At 71.3% G+C, this 14,066-nt stretch carries 12 protein-coding genes and 2 pseudogenes; 13 read left to right on the top strand and 1 reads right to left on the bottom strand.

The window, feature by feature from the left end:
- The 9 genes and pseudogenes from AC08ON_RS08670 to AC08ON_RS08630 all read left to right on the top strand — a co-directional run.
- A pseudogene (locus AC08ON_RS08670) lies at nt 1-260 on the top strand (serine/threonine-protein kinase); the annotation flags it as partial.
- A 130-nt stretch (nt 261-390) separates the two neighbouring features.
- Nucleotides 391-2,250: a protein kinase domain-containing protein gene (locus AC08ON_RS08665; RefSeq protein ID WP_476616761.1), complete on the top strand. Its 1,860-nt coding sequence runs from the start codon at nt 391-393 to the stop codon at nt 2,248-2,250.
- A 56-nt stretch (nt 2,251-2,306) separates the two neighbouring features.
- Complete coding sequence (locus AC08ON_RS08660; protein ID WP_476616760.1) at nt 2,307-3,335, top strand: class I SAM-dependent methyltransferase; 1,029 nt, start codon at nt 2,307-2,309, stop codon at nt 3,333-3,335.
- A gap of 140 nt (nt 3,336-3,475) precedes the next feature.
- Nucleotides 3,476-3,955, top strand: a complete 480-nt coding sequence (locus AC08ON_RS08655) for an OmpA family protein (RefSeq protein WP_476609235.1) — start codon at nt 3,476-3,478, stop codon at nt 3,953-3,955.
- Nucleotides 3,952-4,839, top strand: a complete 888-nt coding sequence (locus AC08ON_RS08650) for a hypothetical protein (RefSeq protein WP_476616759.1) — start codon at nt 3,952-3,954, stop codon at nt 4,837-4,839. The genes AC08ON_RS08655 and AC08ON_RS08650 overlap by 4 nt, the downstream gene beginning before the upstream one ends.
- Before the next feature lie 247 nt (nt 4,840-5,086).
- On the top strand, nt 5,087-5,572 hold the full coding sequence (locus AC08ON_RS08645) for a hypothetical protein (protein ID WP_476616758.1): 486 nt from the start codon (nt 5,087-5,089) through the stop codon (nt 5,570-5,572).
- Between the two features lie 135 nt (nt 5,573-5,707).
- Entirely contained in the window at nt 5,708-6,784 is a 1,077-nt protein-coding gene (locus AC08ON_RS08640; RefSeq protein WP_476616757.1) for a hypothetical protein, read from the top strand.
- A gap of 86 nt (nt 6,785-6,870) precedes the next feature.
- Nucleotides 6,871-7,449 carry a tetratricopeptide repeat protein gene (locus AC08ON_RS08635; protein WP_476609238.1) on the top strand — a complete coding sequence of 193 codons (579 nt, stop codon included), beginning with the start codon at nt 6,871-6,873 and terminating at the stop codon, nt 7,447-7,449.
- Nucleotides 7,450-7,504: 55 nt separating this feature from the next.
- The gene (locus AC08ON_RS08630) at nt 7,505-8,572 is read left to right on the top strand and encodes an LLM class flavin-dependent oxidoreductase (protein ID WP_476616756.1); all 1,068 of its coding nucleotides are present in this window, start codon (nt 7,505-7,507) and stop codon (nt 8,570-8,572) included.
- On the opposite strand, the pseudogene AC08ON_RS08625 reads toward AC08ON_RS08630, so the two are convergent.
- Nucleotides 8,460-9,337, bottom strand: a pseudogene (locus AC08ON_RS08625) (SDR family NAD(P)-dependent oxidoreductase). The gene AC08ON_RS08630 and the pseudogene AC08ON_RS08625 overlap by 113 nt on opposite strands.
- Before the next feature lie 306 nt (nt 9,338-9,643).
- On the opposite strand from AC08ON_RS08625, the gene AC08ON_RS08620 reads away from it, so the two are divergent.
- The 4 genes from AC08ON_RS08620 to AC08ON_RS08605 form a co-directional block, all read left to right on the top strand.
- Nucleotides 9,644-10,636 (top strand): hypothetical protein, encoded by a 993-nt coding sequence (locus AC08ON_RS08620; RefSeq protein ID WP_476616755.1) that lies wholly within the window; start codon nt 9,644-9,646, stop codon nt 10,634-10,636.
- 9 nt (nt 10,637-10,645) lie between these two features.
- On the top strand, nt 10,646-10,807 hold the full coding sequence (locus tag AC08ON_RS08615) for a hypothetical protein (RefSeq protein ID WP_476616754.1): 162 nt from the start codon (nt 10,646-10,648) through the stop codon (nt 10,805-10,807).
- Nucleotides 10,808-10,928: 121 nt separating this feature from the next.
- The gene (locus tag AC08ON_RS08610) at nt 10,929-12,650 is read left to right on the top strand and encodes a hypothetical protein (RefSeq protein ID WP_476616753.1); all 1,722 of its coding nucleotides are present in this window, start codon (nt 10,929-10,931) and stop codon (nt 12,648-12,650) included.
- Nucleotides 12,647-14,066, top strand: a 1,420-nt coding sequence (locus AC08ON_RS08605; RefSeq protein WP_476616752.1) for an HAD-IC family P-type ATPase, incomplete at its 3' end; no start/stop codon positions are given. The genes AC08ON_RS08610 and AC08ON_RS08605, both read left to right, overlap by 4 nt.

Here is a 14,066-nt window from a genome sequence, read left to right as displayed (position 1 = left end):
CGGTCGCCGGCGCCCTGACCGTCGCCACGGCCTTCGCGGGCGCCATGGCGCCGTCCCGGCCGGCCCCGGGGGATCGGCCTGGAACCGACGGGCCGGGTGAGCCGGTGGGGTCACCCCGGCTCCTGGAACCGACCCACCCGGCATCCCGTACGAACACCGGTGGGGAAGCCGGCGCGGACGCCGCCGGGGCGACCCTGCGCCTGCACGGCGCCGCGGCCCCCGGCCAGCACCTCGTGCCGGAACGCCCCGACCCGTCCTGACCGACCCAACCCCGGCCCAGCCCGGGGTCACCCGACCCGACCCCGGCGAGCGAGCTGCTCGGCAGCGTCTCGATATTTCCGTCCACCTGGGAAGCTGTCCTGCGACAATGGAGGAAGCCAAGGGGGTGTCGTGGCTACCGTTCCGGTAGGCAACCGTATGGTGGCGGGCCGATACCAACTCGTCGCGCGGCTGGGTGCGGGTGCGATGGGGACGGTGTGGCGTGCCTTCGACTCCGTGCTGGAGACCGAGGCGGCCCTCAAGGAGATCGAGTTCGCCGGCGGAGTCGCCGAGGCCGAACGCGCGGGCCGGGTCGAACGCGCCCTGCGGGAGGCGCGCCATACGGCCAAGCTTCGCGGCCATCCGCATGTCGTCACCATCCTCGACGTGCTCCTGGAAAACGGCCTGCCCTGGATCGTGATGGAGCTCGTGCCGTCCCGGTCCCTGTTCGAGGTGGTCCGGTCCGACGGGCCCCTGCCCGTTGCCGAGGTCGCCCGGATCGGGACCGCGGTGCTCGACGCCCTCGTCGCGGCACGGGCGCATGGCATCGTTCACCGTGACGTCAAGCCGTCGAACGTCCTGATCGGGACCGATGGACGGATCGTGCTCACCGACTTCGGCATCGCCACCGGCGACGGCGACCCGACCCTCACCGTCACCGGTGTCCTCGGGACCCCCCTCTACATGGCGCCGGAGCGGCTGAACAACCAGCCCGCCACCTTCGAGGCGGACCTGTTCAGCCTGGGCGGCACGCTGTACTTCGCCGTCGAGGGCCGGCCGCCGTTCGAGCGGGACACGTTCGGCGCGATGCTCGCGGCCATCCTGCTGCACCCGCCCGCCCAGGCGCACCGGGCCGGCGAGCTGGCCGCGGTGCTCGACGGCCTGTTGGAGAAGGACCCCGGCCGGCGGATGACCCCGGCCCGGGCGCGCGAGCTGCTCGCCCGGGCGGCCCAGGCCGATCCGCAGCGTCGGGCGGCCCACGTTGACGAGCTGTCCTGGCATCCAGGGCCCACCGCCAGAGCGGCGCCCAGCCAGGTGCCCAGCCAGGTGCCCAGCGGACACGTCGATCCCGGCGCGCCGCAGACCGGCCATCCTGCCGCCCCGACGGAGCTCACCGCGGTGGAGCAGGACGGCGCGGTCCTGCTCCGATGGGAACCATCGACCACGCAGGGCGCCTCCTACCGGGTGTCGCGTGTTCTTGTCGACCCCACGGCCCCCGGCGGCCGCCGCGAACGCAGCCTGGGCATCACCACGGCCACCGAGCTGTTCGACGCCGGCGTGCCCAGGGGCGTCCCGCACTGGCACGAGGTGGTCACCACGGTGTCCGGCGAATCCGACCAGCTGCGGTCCGTACCGGTCCGCACCCCGACCCGCACGCTCTTCCCGCCCGTCACGGCGCTGCGGGCGAGCATGATCGACGACGCGGTCGCGCTGTCCTGGCGACCGGTTCCGGGGCAGGGCTGCATCGTCATCGAACGGACCTTCGCCGAGACCTCCCCGCTGTCGGGCGCGAAGCGCCGGTTCCGCGGATCCGACGGCTATTTCCTCGACCAGGACACCGCACCCGGCGCGATCTACCGCTACCAGGTGTGGGTCGCCGGAGCGGACGCCTCGGATAGTCTCGTCGCCCCGTCGGGTGCCGCGGAGGTACTGGTGCGGGTCGTCGCACGGCCGCGCGCGGTGGTGGATCTGGAGGCCCGTTCCACCCTGGGTGGCACCGTCCTGCGCTGGACGACCGTGCCCGGAGCGATCGTGCGGATCTACGTGACCGAGGTTCCCGAGCAGGCCGGGCTGGTCGGTACCGGCCCCTTCGGCCCGGCCGACCACGAGGTGGGCGTGGGGTCGCTGGAGGGCCGGGCCCGTCTTGTCGGGGAGAGCCGCCGCGGACGTCTCGTCGACCGCAACTCCGCCGGCATGGTGGTGTACACGCCGGTCACCATCACCGAGGACCGCGCGGTGATCGGCGCGGCCGTCACCCATCACGCTCCGTAAACAGGCCCCGGTCGTGACCTGAACGCCCATCCCGAGCGGGGTGGCCGCGGGTCCGGATGCCAGCATGGGTCACCGTGGAAAGTCCAGACAACATCGCCGACAGCACCGGCACAATCGACAGCATCGGCACCACCGGCCCGACCGACCGCACCGGCCCAAGCCACACCGATCAGGACGGTTCCGCGCCGCTGCCGGCCTACGGCTACCGTGACATCGACCCGGGCACGGCCCGCCGGGCGAGCCGCTTCTACTGGGACGATGCCGCGGCGGACTACCAGTCGGAGCACGGCGCGTTCCTCGGCGACAGCGACTTCTGCTGGTGCCCGGAGGGACTGCGGGAGTCCGAGATCGGGTTGCTCGGCGACGTCGCCGGCAAGGTGGTCCTGGAAGTCGGCTGCGGCGGCGCGCAGTGCGCCCGCTGGCTGCGCGGGCAGGGCGCCCGGGTGGTGGGATTCGACCTGTCCGGCGGTCAGCTGGACCAGGCTCGCGCGCTCGGGATCCGCACCGGTATCGATGTGCCACTCGTCCAGGCGGACGCCACGGCGCTCCCGTTCGCGGCCGCCAGCGTGGACGTGGCTTGCTCGGCGTTCGGCGCGGTCCCGTTCGTCGCCGACAGTGGCACCGTGATGCGGGAGATCGCCCGGGTGCTGCGGCCGGGCGGCCGCTGGGTGTTCTCCACGACCCATCCGTTTGTCTGGTGCCTGCCGGATGACCCGGACGAGAACGGCCTGCGGGTCTTCCACAGCTACTTCGACCGACGCGCCTACACCGAGCACGACGAGCAGGGCAGCGCGATCTACACCGAGACGCACCGCACGATGGGCGACCGGGTCCGCGAGATCGTCGCCGCGGGATTGATCCTGCTCGACGTCATCGAGCCGGAATGGCCTCCTGGCCAGGAGCGGGCCTGGGGGCAATGGGGACCGATCCGGGGCGGATACGTCCCCTCCACCTCGATCTTCGTAACCCAGCTCCCTTCCGGGGCCTCGGGTGCCGATCAGCATGGATGCGGCGCGCACCAGGCCACCGACTCAACGCTGCGACGGGCTGACACACTATGCGAACAACGCCCCAGGGTGCGGTGAGACGGCCCGATCCCCCCCGTTATGGTGAGCCCCGGATTCGCCGTTAGGGGCAGACCGTGTATCACGCTCACTCCACACCCGGAGATGCCACGTTCAGGCGACGCGGCAATCCGGCCGTCCGCACGTGCGCGGGCGTGGTCATGACAGCGGCGCTGGGGCTCGTGGCCGGGTGCTCCTCCAGCGGCGGCGACACCGCCTCGTTCGCTCCGGCGCCACGGGCCACCCGGATCGCGCCCGCCGTCGCGGCTGATCCGTTGCCACCGTTGAGCAAGTTCATCACCCAGCCGGACGGCAGCCAGGTGACGACGGTCAGCGCCGACTACCTGTTCGACTCGAACAGCAGTGAGCTCCGGAGGGAGGCCGTGACCGCGTTGGGGCAGATTCTGCCGTCGATCCGTGAACACCCCGGCCACATCGCGGTCATCGGGTACAGCGATGGGCTGGGTCGGACCGAGGACAACCTGCGGCTGTCGCAGGATCGCGCCAAGGCGGTCGAGTCGTGGCTTGCGGCTCAGGGCATCCCCGGCTCGGTGCTGGAGGTCGAGGGCAAGGGCGAGGAAGGCGCGCAGGACGGCGTCGCCGACGCGAGCCGGCGCCGAGTGGAGATCGTGCTGCGATGACGAGCAATGTTCCCGTCGCTGTTCCCGTCGCTTCCACGGCGGCGGCCGAGGATGCGACCGAGGACGATCTGATGGTTGCCGGGCCGCGGCGACGGGCCCGGCGCAGGCTGCTCGCCGGCCTGGTCGCGGCGACGCTGCTCGCGACGCCGATGCTCACCGCCTGCAACACCGGCGGTCTGCTGGGCAGGGCCGACGCCTCCGCTCCGTTGGACTGCACCCGATACCAGGAGAAGGCCCCGGACAACGGCGCACCCCTGCTACTGATCCTTCTCGACCTGTCCGACAACTCGCCCGAGACGGCCGGGCGGGTGACCGCCCGGACCCAGCCCTATCTCGACACCGAGCTGAAGAACGGCGAGTACATCCGGCTGGTCGCCAGCGGCGGCGGCCCGATGACCTACTCGGACTGCTTCCACGGTGACCGGATGTTCCAGATCACTCGGAACAACGACCGACGCGAGGAGAAGGACCGGCTCGCCGCGTCGAAGGTGCTCAGCCAGGAGATCGACCACATCGTCCAAACCGAGCGGGTCAGCCCGAAGGGCAGCGTGACGGGCCTGCTCGCCGGCATCAACGACGAGATCAACGCCGTCCGTTCCACGCCCGATGTGAAGGTCAACGAGGTGACCGTGCTGGTCTGGACGGACCTCCTGGGGACCGGCCAGGAGTCCGACTGCCTCAACGTCGACGGTAAGAAGGCCTCCGTGTCGATCGCCGAGGCACTGGTCAAACGGTGCTTCGAGACACGGCAGATCACCTCCGTCGGAAACGACGGGGTGCGTTTCATCGGCGTCAACGAGGGATCAGCGGACCGCCCGCAGCAGGACCTCGCCCGTTACCTCAAGGGCGAGCTGTGCCGACGGATCAGCAGTGACTGCAGCTAGGACGGCCCCGCCCCGGCCGGACACCCGGCGTCATCATCCTCATGCCCCCGACCAGCCCGGCCCCATCGAAAGCGGCACTGCACTGACCACCCTCACCGCCACCTCAAGTCCGGCCGCGACCGTCGCCGGAGCACCCGAGTTCCCGGAACACCCCGTCCGCATCCGCCGCGGCGCGCACCACGCCGACACGTCCGAGCCACTGATGATCGCGACAGCACCGGTGGAAACCCACGCAAGGAGGCGACCCATGGGTGTTCTTCACGAGCCCGAGGAGCAGCATTTCAGCCCGGCCCTCATGCGCTCGACGGTCGTGATCACCAGCTGCCTGCTCATGCTCGCGGTGCTGGAGATCTGGGTCTGGCTGACCCTGTCGTCGCCGTTCGCGAAGGTCTCCGTCACCGGCTCGATGATCGTGACCGCGCTCAGCTTCTTCATCACCGGGAACACCTTCCGACTGCACGACATCCGCCGCCGTGTGGGCAACCAGGCCCGAGCCGGCCGGATCGCCCCGATCGACGCGCTGTCCAGGCTGCCGCCGCGGGAGACCATCCAGCGACGGTTCCTGCTGGGGGCCGTCGGTGCGGTCGTCGGGGTCGGCACGCTCGTACTGACCATGGTCTTCTCCGGTGACGAGGCCCAGGGTGCGCGCGAGGCGATGGTCGCCTCGGTGCTCGGCATCGTCTGCGCCATGCTCTGCTTCGTCGGCGGCACCTTCGCCCGTCCAATCGACTGACCGGCCGACCACGCCAACCACACCGACCAGCAGCCGACGAGGCCGACAGCTCCGTGGAACCTCTCGTCGAATGTCCCGTCGAACCCGGCCGGTCGAACCCGGAAGGACCGAGATCGGAAAGTAGGAACCTCCAAGGTGCTGCGTAGGGGAAACCAGCCAGGGCGTCTGGCCAAGCAGCTCATCCGCCGGGTGGGAGACGCCGACATTGCGCTGGCGGGCGCCGAGACCCGCCCGAAGGTCCTCAAGAGCCTCGAGGACGCGGAGGTCCAGGAGGTCCGCGCCGCGGTCCGGGCTGACGGACGGACCCTGGAAGAGCTGATCGCCGAGCTCCGGATGGAGATCGACTCCCGGGCCGAACGCCGAGAGCGGCGGACCGAGCTGATCAAGAACAAGGTCGAGCAGGGCCGGCTGTGGCGCAGCGTCGGGGTGCAGGAACGCATCCCGACGCTGGCACTGGCGGGCCCGGCCCGGGCCGCGGTGCTGACGGTGCTCGCGGCGCTGGACTTCTACGTCTTCGCCCAGTCCTACGCCGTCCTCGCCGACGTCGGCGGGTACGGGCCCGAATGGTGGCTGGGCGGCCTGCTGGGGGTCGCCGTGTTCATCGCCGGGGTGGCGCTCGCCCACGGCATCAAGGCGTCGATCCTCGCACGGGCCCAGAAACAGATGCTCGCCGACGCCGACGCGGGCCGGTTCAAGATCGATCCGGAGATCCGCGAGCAACTGGTGGAGTCGAAGTCGTCGCCGCTGGCCTTGACCCTCACCACCGCGATCTTCCTGCTGCTGTCCATCGCCGGCGTGCTGGTGCGCACCCAGGGATCGGCCAGCGAGAGCACCGGCGGCGCGGTGATCCTGTTCCAGGCGTTGATCCCGCTGGTCGCCGTCGCGGTCGAGCTCTACCTGCACGACCCGACGGAACGGGACGAGCCGATGCCCAACATCGTCGACCGTCGACTCGAACGGCGGCTGGCCAAGGCCGAACGGCGGCTGCGCATCGTCGCGGCCCAGGTCGAGGCGAAGGTCTCCAGGATCGAGAAGCTCTACCGGGTCGAGGAGGCCATCCTTGACGTGGAGCAGAAGGACATGGGCCTGCGGCACACCACCGACCTCGTCCTCGGCGGTGGCCACATCCCGACCGTCCCGACGAACGGCCGGGTCGCCGAGGTGGACCGCGAGCAGTTGGAGAAGACCCTCAAGATGGCCCGTCGATCCTGATCCGGCTGACGGGTACCATGTGAGACCGCCATCGAAGAGCACGCCGCCCGCGTGCCGGCCCCACAACCGGGGGTGACAATATTCCCATGCTTTCGGATGACGGCCTTTCGGATGACGACGTAGACGAGATCGTCTTCAAGGCCGCGGGAAACGGCGACCATCGCGGCGCGGCAGCCACTCTGGAGGTCCTGGCCGAACGGAGCGAGACGCACGGCGAACGCGTCACCCGGGCATCCCTGCTGGTCGACGCGGGCAGCCAGTACGGGCTCGCGGACGACTGGGACGAGGCGATCCGCTGCTACCGGGCGGCGGTGGCGGACGGCGGCGAGTGCCCGGTCGATCCCCGCGTCTGGCTGCATGACGGCCTGCTGCGCAACGGTCAGCAGGACGACGCGGCCGCGCTGCGGGCCGAGCTGAAGGCGTCCCGGTCGGTCGATCCGGGCGTCTACGAGGCCGTGGCCGAGAGCCTGGAGTCAATCGGTCTGCTCACCGACGCCCACGCCTGGTTCACCATGGGCTACCACCGCTGCGAGCACGCCACGGTCCCCGACTTCATGCTCGATCTCCTGCTGGTCGGCCGGCGGCGGGTGCGCGTCGCCCTCGGTTATCCGATGGACGATCTCGACGAGGTGGCCGAGGACTACATGGAGACGGTCGGCGGCTGATGGCCCCCGGGGTGCCCGGGGAAGAGCGCGGCCGGATGCTTCGTTGTAACCAGCCGTGAGCCCGGCCCGACCTGTCCCCCTGTCCGTGTTGGATCTCGTCCCGGTGGGCACCGGCGTCCCCGCCACCGACGCGGTCCACGGGACACTCGAACTCGCCCGACATGCCGAAAGGCTCGGATACACCCGATACTGGTTGGCCGAGCATCATGGCATCCCGGGGATCGCGAGCTCGGCTACCTCGATCCTCATCAGTCAGGTCGCCGCGGCCACCACCACCCTCAGGGTGGGGTCCGGTGGGGTGATGCTGCCCAACCATGCGCCACTCGCCATCGCCGAACAGTTCGGCACGTTGGGCACCCTCTTCCCGGGACGGATCGATCTGGGTATCGGCCGTGCTCCCGGCACCGATCCCGCGACCGCCCGGGCTCTACGCCGCACCAGCGACCTGTCGGCCATCGACGACTTCCCCGAGCAGCTCGCCGAACTGACGACCTTTCTGGCCGGGGGGGATTTCCCCGACTCGCACCCGAGGCGCGGCGTCACCGCGTTCCCGCGGGCCGAGGTACCGCCCATCTGGTTGCTGGGATCGAGTGGCTACAGCGCCCAGGTGGCCGGCATGCTCGGCCTGCCGTTCGCGTTCGCGCACCATTTCAGCTCGGTGAACACGGTGCCGGCGCTGGAGCTTTACCGGAAGTCCTTCCGTCCCTCGCCCGGTCGGGAACGACCGTATGCGATCGTCGCCGCCGCGGTGCTCTGTGCCGCCGACGACGAGCACGCGCAGTGGCTGGCCGGACCGCAGCGGCTGGCGATGCTGCGGCTGCGTACCGGCCGCCCCGGGGTGTTCCCTTCGCCCGAGGAGGCCGCCGCCTACCCGTGGACCTCGCGGGAGCAGTCGATCGCGGAGGCCGTCACCGCCTCGCACATCGTCGGCTCCCCGGTGACGGTTCGCGCGGGGATCGACGCACTGCTCGACGAGACGGGTGCCGACGAGGTCATGGTCGTCACCAACGTCACCCGGCTGGCGGACCGGATCCGCTCCTACGAGCTGGTGGCCGAACTCGGCGGACTGACGTCGACGGGTCCGGCGGCCGCGAGCGGCCGGGGCGCAGTACCCGTTCGGTGATCCGCGCGACCAGTCCGCGCGGCAGCAGCCGGGAGGCATTGGAGGTCAGGTAGTTCAGCCGTCCGTCGATGACGTACGGCTGGCCGCGGTCGAGGGCACGGAACGCGGTGGCGATCACCTCGTCCGTGGTCCGCAACCGGCCACCGGCGGACATCCGGGTTCCCAGCACCTCGAAGAACTCGGTGTCGGTCGGTCCGGGGCATAACGCGAGGACGCGCACCCCCCGCCGGCGGTACTCTCGGCCCACAGGCCGATCGAGAACGACAGGACGAAGGCCTTCGAGGCCCCGTAGACGGTCATGTACGGGACGGCCTGGAAACCCGAGGTGGAGGAGACGTTGATGACCGTGCCGCGGCCCCGGGCCACCATGCCCGGCAGGAACAGGTGCGCGACCCGTTCGACAGCCACCACGTTCAGCATCACCTCACGGTGATCCCGGTCGGCGGACAGCTCGTGGTAGGGACCGCGTGTCCCGAACCCGGCGTTGTTGACGAGGATGTCGACCTCCAGGCCCGCTTCGGCGACCGCCTCGGCGAGGCGGTCCGGACCACGCTCGTCGGCGAGGTCGACCGCGATGACGTGCGCCTCGGTGCCGTACCGGGCGCCGAGGCGCTCCGCGACCATCCATAGCCTCGGCTCGGACGGCGCCACGAGGACGAGCTGGGCTCCACGGTCCGCGTATGCCTCGGCGAACGCCGCGCCGATGCCCGAGGATGCGCCGGTGATGAGAGCGGTGCTCATCCGAAGATCCGGGTCGGCGGTCATGCTCCTCCTGCTCAGCCGGGGTTCCGCACGGGCGTCCGCGCCGGGCGCGCCACAGGGCGATGTCAGGAAACGCCATCATCGAACACCCGGAAGGAGGAGCGCTCACCCGACACTAGGCGGATTTTCCCTTAGGCGACAGATCGCTCACGCCAAGCGTCGACAACCCGGCGAAAATTACTACGGAAAGTCACCATCGCCGTCAGAGTCCCTCACCCGCTCCGCTCGACTCACCCACGAAGAATGACTCCGATGCGCGTCTAATCAACTACAATTTCGCCGCTACCCGGCAACCGCGGCAGGAGGATCGTGTCCCTACGTAGTCGACTGCCGCGACATCCCGGCGCACTCGTCCTCGTCCTCCTCGCCATGAGTGCTGTTCTTGTCGCGACCCTCGGTCACGAACACCGCGGCCGCGACGGCAGCAGCGCGGCCAGGCCCAGTAGCCCGGACAGACCAGGGCCCACCAGCGCGGCCAGCCTTCCCGGCCCACCCGGCGCCCATGCACCACCCGATGACGGGGATCCGCGGCCCGGCCCCTGGGGCCGGGCGCTGGCGGCGGGAATCCGACCCGTCCCGGCGACCCAGCCAGGCAAGCTGCGCTTTGGTCTCGGGCCGGCGCTCGACAGCGCCCTCGCCTCGCCGCTCGCCGGGAACCTGGACTTTCTCACCACCTGGTACAACGGCCCGGGCGACCTGAGCTTTCTACGGAAGTGGCGAGCGGACCTGATTCCCGAGGTCTACCGTTCCGGCCACGGCATTCATCTCGTCGTCTGGCTCGACGGCACCGGCAGCGTGGGGACCTTCCAGACCTCCCATGGCCCCGCCTGCGGCCGGGAGTACCCGTTGTCCGGCGCCTTTCTCACCGACGCCCGCGAGCTCGCCTCGATCTTCGCCGGACCCGCGAACGGCCCGGCGCTCTACGTCACGCTCTTCACCGAACTGCAGACATATCCGTGCCAGTCCAACGAGTGGGCCGCCACACCCGAGACCACGAACTACTACCGGGCTCTGCAGGACCGGTATCTGGCGACCCAGGAGATCTTCCATGCCGGGGCGCCCAACGCCCGGGTGTCGCTGGGCTGGGGCGGTTGGCAGAGCCGCTGGGACGATCCGGTGAAGGGCGGCGGCCGCTCTCTGATCACACACTTCGCGGACGTGCTGCGGGCGTCGGACTTCCAGAGCTTCCAGGCGATGGGGAACGATTCCAACGCCACCGACGTGCGGAACATGACGAAGCTGCTGGGACAGTACGGCCCGGTCATGGTGGCGCATTTCAAGTCGGGGTCGCAGGCGGCCTGAGACGCGGACATGCACGCCCTGCTCGCCGGTGACGAGGTGCGCAAACTCAGCCTGGACGGGCTGTTCGCCTTCAGTTTCATGGACCAGTCCAACATCAACTTCTCACCGCAGGCGCTGGCCACCGCCCGGGGGGCGGTGCAGAGCCACGGCGTCCGCACGCGTACTAACTGATCTCCTAGAACGATCAGTTAGTACGCGTGCGGAGAGGGTAGTCGGTTAGGACTACGAGGCAGCCGTGGCCCGCGCCCGCCGCACGCAATGATCATGCAATGGTGAGGAGGAGGCCGCGCGGATGCGTCTGCCCGCAGCCCGGACCGTCCTGCGCGTGCCGGGCGCCCTCCTGGGGGCGGTGGCCCAGCCGGTTCTCGCCCATACGGTTCTTACCCATACCCGGACCGGGTGGAGTCCGGATTCAAAGCCCGGTCCCCTCGCACCCGGGCCCCCCACGCCCCGCGGCGCCAATCGCGACGGCGTCAATCGCGAGATCGCCGGCTCCACGGCGGCCGGCGAACCGCGGGGGAAGGCCGACGCCTACCACCTCCTCAGTCTCGGGCTCCGTGGGATCTCCGGGCCGGCCGGCGAATCCCGTCGCCGGCAGCTGGAACGAGTACTGGAGAATCAGCCCGGGGTGGCGTGGGCCCGGGTCAACGAGCCGTTGCAATGTGTCCTGATCGGGCTCGCCGAACCGCCCCCCACCCTTGACGACCTGGTCGCGGCCCTCGGCCGGGTGGAGGGCGTCGCGCTCGAACCGAAGCCGGGAGCGGTGGCGAGGTTCGCGGCGCCGGTCCGCCGGACGGCCGCGGCACTGGCAGCCGACGGGGTCGCGTTCGCGCTGGCGTCGGCGGGCCGGCTCGCCCGGGCGGTGCCACTGCCCATCGAGATCGCATCGCTGGTCACCCTCGTCGACACCCAACCCCGGCTGCGCCGGTGGGTGGAGCAGATGCTCGGCGCGGGCCGGGCCGACGTCGTCCTCGGGCTGGTCAACGCCGGTGCCCTCGCCCTGGCGCAGGGGAATCTCGGTCTCGCGGTCGACGCCGGCTACCGGATGGTCGCGCTGGGCGAGGCGCGTGCGCGCCGGGACGCCTTCATGGCGGCTCGGGACGGGCTGCTCGGTCATCCGGACTGGGCCGCGGCCGAGCCGGTGGTGACCGAACGGCCGCGACCGCTGCCGGACGGTCCGGTGGAGCGCTATGCCGACCTCACCGTGCTCGGCGGGTTCGCGGCCGCCACCGCCGCCACCGGGAATCCGCGCCGTGCCGTGGCGCTGGCCGCCACCTCGCTGCCACGCCCGGCCCGGGTCGGGCGGGAGGGCTTCGCCGCCCAGTTGACCCGCGTCCTGGCGCGCCGCGGCGTCCACGTCATGGATTCGGCGGCCCTGCGGGTGCTCGACCGCGTCGACACCATCGTCATCGACGCCGACGTCCTGCGCGGAGAGGAACGCATCATCGCCGACGTCGTGCCGCTGGCCGGTGCGAACCGCAGCGACGTCGCGGTCCGCGCGCACGCCCTGTTCCGTCCGGCCGGTATCAGCACCGTCGCCACCGCGGAGGGCTGGGCCCTCGGGCCGGTGGAACAGCTCGGCCTGCGCGGCCGGACCGGTGTCCGGGAGCGCCGCGAACTGGCCCGGTCCGGGGCGGACACGGTGCTCGGTCTGGCTCAGGGCAGCAGGCTGATGGCGATCGTGTCGGTCGTACCCGGGCGAGCGGAGGGGAGCCACCACCTGCTGGCCGCCTGCCGCCGTTCCGGGCGGGCGGTGTTCATCGCCGGTGACCTTCCCGCCGGCGCCGGCGGAACAGTGGAGGACACCAACCTTCCCGGGGTACCCGGGGGGGACCGGTTGGTCGGGACGATCCGCGGTCTGCAGGCCGAGCGCGGCGGCGTCCTGGTCGTGTCCCGCCGACGGGCCGCGGTCGGCACCGCGGACTGCGGCGTCGGCGTGAACGGCCACGACGGCTCGCCGGCCTGGGGGCGCACATCCTGGTTGGGAATGACCTGGCCGCCGCCAGCCTCGTGATCGAGGCGGTCGCCGCGGCCGCCCGGGTGAGCCGGCACGCGGTGCGGCTCGCCCAGGTGGGCTCGGGTGCCGGTGCGTTGGCCATGCTCACCGGGGCCGACCCGCGGCTGGTCTCCCGGGCCATGACAATGGTCACCGCGGCGGTCACCGCAGCCCTCGGCGAGGGGATCTGGGCGGCGCGGGAACTGGGTCGCCGCCCCCCGCCGCCCGCGGTCCCCCGTACCCCGTGGCACATCCTGCCGGCCGAGGACTGCCTGGCTCGGCTGGACAACAGCCGCCCGGCTGGGCTGTCCACCGAGGAGGCAGCGCGACGCCGCCAGGACGGCGCGGTGTCGATGCAGGCGACCGCGCCCAGCCTCGTCCGGGCGTTCGCGGCCGAACTGGCCAACCCGCTCACCCCCGTCCTCCTCGGCGGCGCCGCGCTGTCGGCCGCGACCGGTTCCGTGCTGGACGCCGGTCTGGTGCTCAGCGTCGCGATCGGCTCGGCGTTCGCCGGCGCGGTCCAGCAGATACGGGCGGACCGGGCACTCGCCCGACTGTTCGCCGTCTCGGCGGTTCCGGCCCGGGTGCTGCGGGACGGCGAGGAGACCAAGCTGCCGGCGGACGACCTGGTCCCGGGCGACATCATCATGGTCGGGGCCGGGGATGTCGTCCCCGCGGACTGCCGGCTCCTGTCGACGACGGGGCTCGACGTCGACGAGTCGTCGCTGACCGGCGAGTCCATGCCGGTCACGAAATCGCCCGGACCGGTGGCAGCCGCCAGCCTGGCAGACCGCTCCTCGATGATCTACGAAGGAACGACCGTCGCCAGCGGACGGGGCACCGGCGTGGTGGTGGCCACCGGCTCGGCCACCGAGGCGGGGCGCAGCATGGCCGCGACCGCCGGTCCCGCCCGGCTCAGCGGCGTCGAGGCGCGACTGTCCACAATCACCGATCTCACCATTCCGGTGGCGCTCGCCGCCGCCGGGGCACTGTTGGCCTCCGGGTTGATCCGTGGCCTGCCGATCCGGGACACGCTCAGCGCCGGGGTGGCGCTCGCCGTCGCGGCGGTGCCCGAAGGGCTGCCCTTCCTCGCGACCGCCGCCCAGCTTTCCGCCGCCCGGCGGCTCTCGGCACGGGGCGCGCTGGTACGCAACCCCAGCACCATCGAGACCCTCGGCCGGGTGGACGTGCTGGGTTTCGACAAGACCGGAACGCTCACCGAGGGCAGGATCCGCCTGCACGCCGTCTCGGACGGCACGCACACCGCCGCGGTGACCGAGTTCGGAGCGACGCATCGGCGGGTGCTGGCCACCGGGCTACGCGCCACGCCGCGCGGCAAAGGAAAGAAGAAGTTGCCGCATCCGACCGATCGCGCGGTGCAGAAGGGAGCGGCCGCGGCGGCAGTGACCCGCGAGTACGGTCTCGCCGCGTGGT

This window comes from Frankia sp. CoWAU3 (assembly GCF_977971855.1).
This window is presented reverse-complemented; position numbering and strand designations above follow the sequence as displayed.

Coding starts and splice junctions, on each gene's coding strand:
- AC08ON_RS08660 (WP_476616760.1), top strand. CDS start 2,307: ATGCCAGCATGGGTCACCGTGGAAAGTCCAGACAACATCGCCGACAGC.
- AC08ON_RS08655 (WP_476609235.1), top strand. CDS start 3,476: ATGACAGCGGCGCTGGGGCTCGTGGCCGGGTGCTCCTCCAGCGGCGGC.
- AC08ON_RS08650 (WP_476616759.1), top strand. CDS start 3,952: ATGACGAGCAATGTTCCCGTCGCTGTTCCCGTCGCTTCCACGGCGGCG.
- AC08ON_RS08645 (WP_476616758.1), top strand. CDS start 5,087: ATGGGTGTTCTTCACGAGCCCGAGGAGCAGCATTTCAGCCCGGCCCTC.
- AC08ON_RS08635 (WP_476609238.1), top strand. CDS start 6,871: ATGCTTTCGGATGACGGCCTTTCGGATGACGACGTAGACGAGATCGTC.
- AC08ON_RS08615 (WP_476616754.1), top strand. CDS start 10,646: ATGCACGCCCTGCTCGCCGGTGACGAGGTGCGCAAACTCAGCCTGGAC.
- AC08ON_RS08610 (WP_476616753.1), top strand. CDS start 10,929: ATGCGTCTGCCCGCAGCCCGGACCGTCCTGCGCGTGCCGGGCGCCCTC.